Genomic DNA, 9472 nt, shown 5'->3' on the forward strand with positions numbered 1-9472 from the left:
TCTGATCAATTTTGTGCGTTTTTTAGTACGTGCTGGTATCGTGCTATCACGACAGTCTCGTCATGGAAAAGGATAAAGGGACAAGATGAGCGATTTCGAGCAGCAGCCGTTTGCAGACGCGGAGTTTGCTGAAAATCCCGAGCAACGGTGCCCTTGCATACTTCTGTTGGACACATCTGGATCTATGAATGGGGCGCCAATCCAGATGCTGAACGATGCTTTGCAGTCATTCAAAGATGACTTGTACGCTGATGCGATGGCGGCGAAACGTGTGGAGTTGGCAGTGGTGACCTTTGGTCCCGTCAACGTTCGTACCGAGTTCACGACAGTCGACGGATTTTTCCCCGAGGTGTTGGAAGCAAGTGGTGTAACGCCAATGGGGGAGGCTGTTGTGCGGGCACTGGATCTGTTGCGCGAACGCAAGGATCGTTACCGCGCCAATGGCGTCAAGTACTACCGCCCTTGGGTATTTCTTATTACCGATGGTGCTCCGACTGATGATTGGCAGGAGGCGCGTCGACGCGTCCATGAAGGGGAAGAGCGTAAAGAATTCATGTTCTACTCCGTTGGTGTTGACGGTGCGGATATGTCGTCTCTCTCGCAGTTGGGTACACGTCAGCCATTGAAGCTGAAGGGATTGGCGTTTCGCGAGCTCTTTGCTTGGCTTTCCAGCTCGCTAAGCGCTGTATCGCAGTCCAATCCAGGGGATGCCGTTCCACTTGCCAATCCGACTGGTCCAGAGGGTTGGGCCATTGCTGGATAATCCTCGCTGGCGTTGGGCGGCTGCGTCGTGTATCGGCACGTCCCATCAGCGCATTGGGACGCGAAAGCAGGATGCCTACAGCGTTACTCGGATCAACTCGCATACGTTCTGTGCGGTAGTCTCCGACGGAGCGGGCAGCGCAAGTTACGGCGGGCAAGGCGCGTCCTTGGTTTGCCGCAGCCTGATAGCTAACTTCCGATCATGGTTCGAACGTAATGACAGCTTGCCGGATAATGAGCTGATCCTGTGTTGGATTGATCTGGTGCGAGACCGTCTATCCGAGGCAGCCGCGCGGCGTGGTCTGACTCGGCGACAATTCGCTGCGACGCTGGTGATGCTGGTGGTTTTCAAAGGGCGTGTCTTGGCTTTGCAGATTGGCGACAGTGCGCTTGTCGCTCGTAAGGCTGGTGTATGGGAGGCCTTGTGCTGGCCAGAAAACGGAGAGTTTGCGTCGACGACCTATTTCGTTACGGATGACCCTGAGGTTCGGCTGCGTACCTTCAATTTGGATCTTGAGTATGACGCCTTCGCTTTATTTTCGGATGGATTGGAGTCAGTCGCTTTGGAGCAAGCAACACAGCAGCCCTTTGCTCGGTTCTTTGATCCGATGATTAATCCGGTCGACCAAGTAGCAGGGGAGGGACGCTTGGTTGAATTGTCAGGCGCACTTGCGCGATACCTGAACAGTCCTGCGCTCTGCGAGCGAACGGATGACGACAAGACTCTCATCCTCGTTTCATGTCGATGAACTCTCCACCGGTACGTATCGCCGGTAAGAATGAGCAACTCGATAAGCGCCTTGGCAAAGGAGGCGAGGGGGATGTGTACGCGCTGGTGGGACGTACCGATCGTGCAGTGAAAATCTACAAGGCTGAGCTTCGGCGCTCCCGCGAAAGTAAGGTTAGGGCGATGGTAGAAGGGCGGTTGGCGGACGCGACCACTCTTGTGGCTTTCCCATCTGAGGTGGTTACTGATTCCTCGGGCAACTTCGCTGGTTTTTCTATGCGACTGGTTGCGGGGTATAGGCCGCTCCATGAGCTGTACAGCCCGAAGTCACGCAAAATCCAATTTCCCAAAGCTGACTATCGGTTTCTAGTACGCGTGGCGCAAAACGTCGCGCGTGCCGTCGCAACGGTGCATCAAGCTGGCTGTATTATTGGGGATCTCAACCATTCCGGGGTTCTGGTAGCGCAGGACGCCACTGTCGCACTGATTGATGCCGATAGTTTTCAGTTTAGTTTGAATGGGCAGTCCTATCCCTGTGTTGTTGGCATGGAGGACTTTACGCCCCCAGAGCTCCATGGTGTCAGCTTTAGTAGCGTCAAGCGTACTCAGGCGCATGACAACTTTGGACTCGCAGTTGCCATCTTCCAATTGCTAGTCATGGGCAAGCATCCCTATTCCGGCCGTTTTAGTGGTGCGGATCTTAGCCTGGGTCAGTCGATTGCACAGCACCGCTTTGCCTTTTCAATTGTCCGACGCGACGAAACACGTACCACACCACCGCCCGGCTCGGTGCTTTTGGCGGATTTCCCGTCGTCGGTTGCCGCTGCATTTGAGTCGGCGTTCGGTCTTGCTGCTACTTCCCGTCCGGATCCGGCTGCGTGGGTGAGTTTGCTTCAAGGTCTCGAAGCTGGCTTGCGTCAATGTGTAAATGTCCCGACTCACTACTTTCCTAGTGCGGCAGGAAGTTGTCTTTGGTGTCGGCTAGCAAGTCAGTCTGGTTTCGAAATGTTCCCATTGGGGCTTGTCGTGGGGAATGTTCTTACGGCAGGGCCCTTCGATCTTGAAGCTGTATGGGCGGCTATCCGCGCGGTGCGGATTCCTCGGCCGGAAGAAGCTCTGCCTACCTGGAGCGGAAATGTAGGCCCGCCCAGTGCGGCAGTTACTCAGGCAAAGAGCAACGGTCCAGAGAAAGCTATCTACGGTGTCCTGGCACTATTGGCGGCAATCATCGGCTTTTTCAACGTGCCGCAGTTAGGACTCCTTTGGGGAGGCCTGGGCGTTTACGGTTTGGTAGCATTGCTCACTAAGGCCAAGGTAGATCCAGCGCCGTTTCGCAGGGCTTACGTGGATGCTGATAGTCGGGTGCGTTTGCTATCGATGGCACATTTGCAGCGCATTGGCCTGAAGGAGATTTTTGTTCTACGTGCCGACTTGGAAGACTGTGTGACCCGATATCGGCAGGTTGAGGGGGATCTCGCGCAGGTACTGATAAAACTGAAGTCGACACGAGAGGCGCGTCAGCGAATAGACTTCTTGGATCGGTTCCTGATAGGACGGGCAACAATACCGGGTATCGGGCCTGCGAAGACTGCTACGTTGACCTCCTTTGGTATTGAAACTGCTGCTGACATAACGGCATCCGCGGTTCGTGCGGTGCCGGGGTTTGGTGAGGCATTGACTGGAAAAATGCTCGCATGGCGCCAAAGTCACGAGGCTAAGTTCCGTTACAACCCCTCGCCAGATCCATCTGATATCCAAGCCGAGAACGCAGCGCGCTCTGCATCAGCGGCTAGACAGATTGATTTGCAGAAAAAACTTCGTTCGGGCCTGGCTGCTTTACAAACTGCGGCGCCACGATGCCTATCCGCTAATTCTGCGCCCGATCAATCTCTCTTGCAGGCACTTGCCGAGCGTGCAAAGGCCCAAGAGGATTGCGCGGTCTTGGGAATCAATGTGCCCACACCTGCAGTCGTCACCATCGAGGTTCCCAAAAGAGCTCCAGTTCAACCTGCTCGAAGCCCGGCGCCGCTGACCCCAACACACTCATCTGCAACTGGCCCTGCGCGTTCGCCAGCATCGAATGCCTGCCCCATATGTGGTGCATCTATGGTTCGTCGGACGGCTCGCAAGGGAAAGCGTGCTGGAAGCCAATTCTGGGGGTGTTCCAAATATCCCTCATGTAAAGGAACAAGAGGCTGAAGTGTAGTGGTCTTGTTCTGGGCCATGGGCAGCTCAGTTAGGAGGTGGGAGTTGGGGGGCTCAGGATTTATTCGCTTTCGCTTTTTGCCGTTCGGCAAACTTCGCGGCTTCACCAGATTCCATGAACTCGAACAAGAAATTCTTGGCGGCGAGTACGGTTGTGAAGGTCTTTCGGCCCTGAACATCATTAATGATCAGCTTGCATCCCTGTTGTTCTAAGACAACCGCCACGATGAGTCCACAATGTCTTATCTTGAGAAGGTCGTTCCCGGCTGTCCATTTGGCGGAGGATATGAATCGTCTATACCGCCCTAAACGTCGTCGGCTTTCTGCCGCCTCTCTCGTCCCTGTGAGATTGTCACAGCAATGAGTACCGACCCCCATTTGCTCCCAGTGCTCGTGCTGCACGTAGTGAACATAACGAATCGAGTTGTCACACAGTTCACAGTTGCCGCTCAGGTCGCCTAGATCTTCTTCGCCTACATACTCCCACCCAGCATCCGGTCGTATCTCACCATGCTCTCGAGCATGGCACCCTTGACATAAGGTCTCGCATTCGGAGGTTTCGTATTCCCAAGGCTTACGTCCACTGATGTAGCGTTTGTGGTGAACCTGCAGGACGACGCCATCGTCCCTTGATCGCCCGCATTCGACGCACTGGCTACCGTCCAATTCGATAATTTTTCTCCTGAACGCCGCCCATAATTTGTGCGCATAAAGATTTGCCATTACTAGCCTCCAGTCCTTGGCATGGCGCTGTTAGCGATCGACGAAACGTCAGCTATTAGGGGGACCTGAGCTCTGCCTCGGCTTGCAGTGTGTTCATGTTTGCGGATGACCTCTTGAAGCACCAGTTGCTCCTCCTGGGCCCGGCGCCGTAACGAAGTGATCTCTTTCTCGACCTTCAAGGCCAATGACTCTCTGACTTCGACATTATTCAAATCAATCACCGCTAGGCGCTGGCGAATGTCGGCATTGAAAGATCCTGCTTAGTGTCCGGACTCACTTTGCGCGAATTGCAGTGGCGTGAGCCCACCCAGCTCGGTTTTTGGGTGGTTCAGACAAGCGTCCGCTTTTTGTTTGTTGTCAAAGATTTTCTTCGTTCGACGCTGAAGAAGCCCGACATCAATCATGAATATAAAAAGTCGGGTCAATGCAGGCATAAGCCGCCTGGGCGGCTTATGTTTTGAACTGTCGAACTCTCTTCAACTACTCCAGTGTCTCCTCGCGGCGTCTTCTGCTGATTTCACTGCGAATTTTGATTTCTTCCTGGAACTGACGTTCCTGTTTGCGTTTCTCTTCGTCTTTGTCTTCCAGGGCGTTATGTAATGGCGGGCAATAGATCCATCGTTTTTCGTAGGTGTCATCGTGCAACGAATGGAATGCTATGACGGCGAAAACAGATAGGCTTAGCCAAATGTGTGTAGTCGTTGAAAAGTATGTAATGCTCATCTGGGCCAAGGTCTGCGCTTGAGGTGAGCTAGGTAGGCAGCAATTCAGTACGAGAAAGCACAGTGTACAAAATGCAAAAAAATCGACTCTTCGTTGGTTAATTTGCTCTTGCTTTCGAGTCGTGTCATAGGTGTTATAGAGCTGAATGAGGAAGTCGCTTTGTGTTTTGTGTGCTTCCTCTCGCAGTTCCCATGGACGAACACGATCACGTTCGCGTCTTTTTGGCCCTGTATAGTGTATAGGCTCATTGTCCGGTTCGATTTTCTGCTTCAACCACAGACAGAAACTATAGACCGTAGCAATATAGAGTTGGATCGATGCTATGTATAAAAAAGGCAGAATCATTGAAGCCAAACCTGAGAAAGCCAGGAAGGTCAGAATCAAGGTGATGCCAACGGTTGAAGTGCTCAGGTTCGAAGTGCCTAGTTCAAAGAGTCCGACGTGGTGAAAACGTACTAGCGAAGCATCGAGGAGCAAAACGAAACTGAATATGAGCAAAAAGAACTGAGGCTTGACCGCTTTTTCAACCAGGGAAAATAATTCTTCTTTCGAAAGCTCTACTGATCCAGACATGGGATGACCTATTCGTTTGTTTAAGATTCGATGATTTTTAATTATTTTAACGAGATTATTAGTTGATTTTTCCTTTCCTGGTTCTCGAATTATTTGGCGAGCAAATTTGATACCAGCAGATCATTTCTCCTAGGTTGAATGCTGTTTCCGCAAGCAGAGGGGCAACCTGCCATGCCCCTTTGGCTAGTGCCTTATAGGTGCTGCATCGTGGGTGTTAAGGACGCCGCGCTGGCTGATCACTCAACATGGAAAGTGATCTCATACTCGCCCACGATGATCATGATGGCGGGTAGCCCCTCACTGGACATCAAGCCCGCCAGCGACGTGATTAGCGTTCGATCATCGACACTGGGGGTCGCAGGGTAACCATCAGGATGTGAATGCCATTCGCCCACGTAGTCGACGACTCGAGCCGTGCGTTCGTGTACGTCTGCTAATGCGGCTTCCTGACCGACCTTGCCTCGGATGAAGTGGTGGGGAGTTGCTTGGCTGTCAGCGGGGGGGAGCAACGTGTCGACCAACAGGATGGTTTTAGACTTCAGGTCTGTCACCCCAAGTAATACGCCACCCGTTTCGTTGGGAAGGGCTGCGCCACGAATCTGCTTGAGCTTGGTGATCAACGCATCGTCATAGGTAACCGTCCAACCATTCTGAGCGTGTGAGCTCACCGGATGGGGGGTGATTTCCATCGGGGTTACAGCTTCCGTCTCTTCGTCCACTGTCCACACGCAGATTCGTGCGCCATCGCCCAGAACACTTTTGCGCAGTTGCTTCGAAAGGATTGCTGCATGCAAGTGAATGCGCTCAAGCGGAATCCGAAACGAAATGTCACGGCAGCCACCACCTACCCATAAATCCCCCAAGTGACCTTGAAGGTGCGGTTTTCCCCAGGGGCTGTTGAGGATCGCTCGGTAATATTGTGCCTCCAATGCGGGGGAGCGCAGGGTACGACTCGCGTCCTCCAACAGCATCACGCTGGCAAGGCCTGAAGGGGTGAGGAACACGCTGGCGGTGCGGGGGGCATTTTCACGCTCAGCCAAATCGCGAGGCGCGTCGAAAGTCGTCGTCGCATCGATCACTAAACTCGCTGAACCCAACGCGCTGATCACCTCTTCACTTTGGCTTGTCAGGCTACCCGCAATCGCTTTAGGTGCAGGTTCGTCGGGAAACACCATTTGGGCATGGTGCCGGACTACATCGACTTTCGCGTAGCCCACTTCACTGTCCAATCCGACATGTCGTGCCAGGTTGTGGGGAAGCAACTGATCCGGATCGATGTACGTCCAGCGGCCCCAGCCTTCACGCAGCCAGATGTCTGCAAGTGTTCCGCCCAAAGAGCCTACGCCGGCGAGCACCCCACCGAAGTCAGCATCGTCAGGGTTGATCGCGGACATTTGGCGTCCGCCTTCGGCTCCGATCCCCCAGCGGATTTGCACTGAAAGGATTTCCAGATCTCGCCATGCGCTATCTTCATCGCTCTGTGCGGCATCGCCAATCAAAGTCGTGCGATGCCAGCGACGCTTTTCACTGTCGAAGTGCAACATACCGAATGCGTTACCGAGTGCTTGCAGCGAACTCTGGAGCGCATAGCCCAGCACGTCGTACCGTTCAATGCCATCCTTACCCGTGCGCGGCACCCAGACCAGGATAAGTATCGCCTTGATATCGCCAGCCTGTTCAGGGACTAATCCCTGATCGGTCACCGCATCAAACACGCTGCTCAACAATGGCTCCTTTAGCCCACTTCCACGGGAGACCAAGCGGTCATGGAGTTGACCAAGTGTCTGGGGGGCGGCTTCCACCTGTGATGAACCGACACCGTCGACAGACAGCTTCAGTGACTGCAGGCCCACACCTCGAGGATTGTTTGAGTCATCGAACCTTCCCCGCAAGGTAACCTGACGTCCCGGTGCTCCCGTGATTTCCTCGATAATCAGGTTTTTGCCGCTGTCCTCAGACTGCTTCAAATAATTTGAAGGCAGGATCAACTGGTAGCGACTGCTGTAAAACAGTTGCTCCAGTGGTTGATCGTCCCGATGCAGCCGTAGCTGAGACGTCTCGCGTAACCACCAGAACATCCGTTCCAAAAAGCGTTCTGGCGTCCAACTGCGTTCAACAGCGCTCCACACGATATTGTAGAGGCAGAGGGCGCGTGGTGTGTTCAGGTGTGTGCCGTGTTGATGGGAGTGTCCCGGGAAATCCTTGCGCAGAGTACGCACGACCACCGGGACATCGGTCTGCGGATTCACTGTAATCGCCAGGGTTTCTCGCCTGCGGATGCGACCCGGGTTGCCTGACTCAATGGTGCCATCACCCGCCTCAATGACGATGGCCTGCTCCGGCCCCAAACCTTCATCGACGGTTCGGATGTCCAGCACCTCGATGCACGGATGATCCTGACAGGCCTGAATCAGGCCAAGCGTCATTGGATGTAGCGAATCCTTTTGTCCTTCACCAATCGGTGTTCCCCATTCGTAGATCTCATTCATGTGCGGCCCGCCCTTGGCGCAGCGGAAGCCACGGCACTAGCTCCTACCCCTGCAGCGACACCGGCGACAATTTTGGACACTCCAGTGGAGGTGATTTCGAACTCGATCGTTTCCGGGCGCTTACCGTCCCCCGTGCAATGGAAGATGCCATCCACTGGCCTCAAGATAGACAGGTATTCGCGCTTGGCCCGGATGCACGGCGGGTTGTCATCGTTGTCCAGTATTTTCTTGCTGCTCGCAACAATAGTTGCACCTTCTCGAGCCTGCCCGAGTGCGTTACGGGCTTCCAGGCAGAGCTCGGCGTCATTGCCGTAGGTTGACCAACTGTCGACAGAAAGGGAGTGCCATGAGCAGTGGTGGGGCGCTTGAAGCAAATCGTATTCAAGCACTTCTGGAGTGTCTTCGTACTTTTCCCACAGGCGTTTCCAGATGGCCACTTCTGCGTCCCCTCCGGTCAAGAACCTGACGCGCTTGGACGAATAGATTGAAGCCTGCAGTTCAATGTTCAAAATGACGCTGGAGTGGTTTTTGGACAGCATTTCTTCAGTGTCATCGTCCTGCAGAGGAGCGGGCGCAAGCAGGTGAGCCGAGAACAGGAACGAGGGCTCGCCATTGATCTGGGTAAATTTCTCACCAGTCTTGATCACGATGGGCAGCAAATCGTCGGTTTTGCCTTTCTCATCCTCACCCATGATTTTGATGCGGTCGCCTTCCACTGCAGACCGCAATGTGCGCCAAAGCCCAATCCTGCGATGGACTTCCTTATTGAAGGCGACGGCATCCAGGCAGAGCGTGTGGTGTTTCGAGCGGCGTCTAAACACCATCGGAGATGACCACATTTCGCGAATGACAATGCGCTTTTCATGCCACTGTAGATTGTCATCGGGGTAGTCATCGAGTGATCCCAACCAAAAGTGTTTCGCCAAGCCACTGATATGATCCTTGTCCGGGTGGCTCAGCAACAACGCGTCAACGTAAGGCCGTTTTTTTTGATCAAACCGAAGGCGCTTTCGCAGCTCCGTTGCAACGTCTGGAGTCGAGTCCGCTGGGTCATCGGCCGCGACACGAATGTTCATGTCGATCAGCAACGTGGTGGCTGCCGTGTCGGCTAGCTGCACCAGCGTCATGTCGCCGTTGTCCACCTGTTGGCGCTGATTGAAAACTGACCCACCCTGCCGATTGAAAATTGACCCAGGACGGATTGCTGATTTCTGTCCCAGCAATTGTGGATAAGCTTAGCAGCAGTGTTCCGATTAAAGACGCATCAAGC

Annotated in this window: 7 protein-coding genes; 3 read left to right on the forward strand and 4 right to left on the reverse strand. The window is 53.9% G+C overall.

Features of this window, described 5'->3' with window-relative positions:
- Positions 1 to 85 precede the first annotated feature (85 nt).
- Genes Q6A51_RS26505 through Q6A51_RS26515 form a run of 3 tightly spaced genes read left to right on the forward strand, consistent with a single transcriptional unit; the run spans position 86 to position 3688 of the window.
- Entirely contained in the window at positions 86 to 763 is a 678-nt protein-coding gene (locus tag Q6A51_RS26505; RefSeq protein ID WP_301279497.1) for a vWA domain-containing protein, read from the forward strand.
- Positions 708 to 1511, forward strand: coding sequence for a PP2C family serine/threonine-protein phosphatase (locus Q6A51_RS26510; protein ID WP_241766502.1), 804 nt, complete (start codon positions 708 to 710; stop codon positions 1509 to 1511). Before Q6A51_RS26505 ends, Q6A51_RS26510 begins: the two co-directional genes overlap by 56 nt.
- A complete protein-coding gene (locus tag Q6A51_RS26515) occupies positions 1508 to 3688 on the forward strand; it encodes a protein kinase domain-containing protein (RefSeq protein ID WP_177091788.1) in 2181 nt (726 codons plus the stop codon). The genes Q6A51_RS26510 and Q6A51_RS26515 overlap by 4 nt, the downstream gene beginning before the upstream one ends.
- Before the next feature lie 60 nt (positions 3689 to 3748).
- Here Q6A51_RS26515 and Q6A51_RS26520 read toward each other — a convergent pair whose 3' ends face one another.
- The 4 genes from Q6A51_RS26520 to Q6A51_RS26535 form a co-directional block, all read right to left on the reverse strand.
- The gene (locus Q6A51_RS26520; protein ID WP_304576090.1) at positions 3749 to 4417 is read right to left on the reverse strand and encodes an HNH endonuclease; all 669 of its coding nucleotides are present in this window, start codon (positions 4415 to 4417) and stop codon (positions 3749 to 3751) included.
- 480 nt (positions 4418 to 4897) lie between these two features.
- Positions 4898 to 5713 carry a hypothetical protein gene (locus Q6A51_RS26525; protein WP_304576091.1) on the reverse strand — a complete coding sequence of 272 codons (816 nt, stop codon included), beginning with the start codon at positions 5711 to 5713 and terminating at the stop codon, positions 4898 to 4900.
- Between the two features lie 236 nt (positions 5714 to 5949).
- Positions 5950 to 8202 carry a Mov34/MPN/PAD-1 family protein gene (locus Q6A51_RS26530; protein WP_304576092.1) on the reverse strand — a complete coding sequence of 751 codons (2253 nt, stop codon included), beginning with the start codon at positions 8200 to 8202 and terminating at the stop codon, positions 5950 to 5952.
- Positions 8199 to 9329 (reverse strand): ComEC/Rec2 family competence protein, encoded by a 1131-nt coding sequence (locus Q6A51_RS26535; RefSeq protein ID WP_304576093.1) that lies wholly within the window; start codon positions 9327 to 9329, stop codon positions 8199 to 8201. Before Q6A51_RS26535 ends, Q6A51_RS26530 begins: the two co-directional genes overlap by 4 nt.
- Positions 9330 to 9472: the final 143 nt, after the last annotated feature.

Source organism: Pseudomonas serbiensis, from assembly GCF_030580745.1.
Lineage (GTDB): Bacteria > Pseudomonadota > Gammaproteobacteria > Pseudomonadales > Pseudomonadaceae > Aquipseudomonas > Aquipseudomonas serbiensis.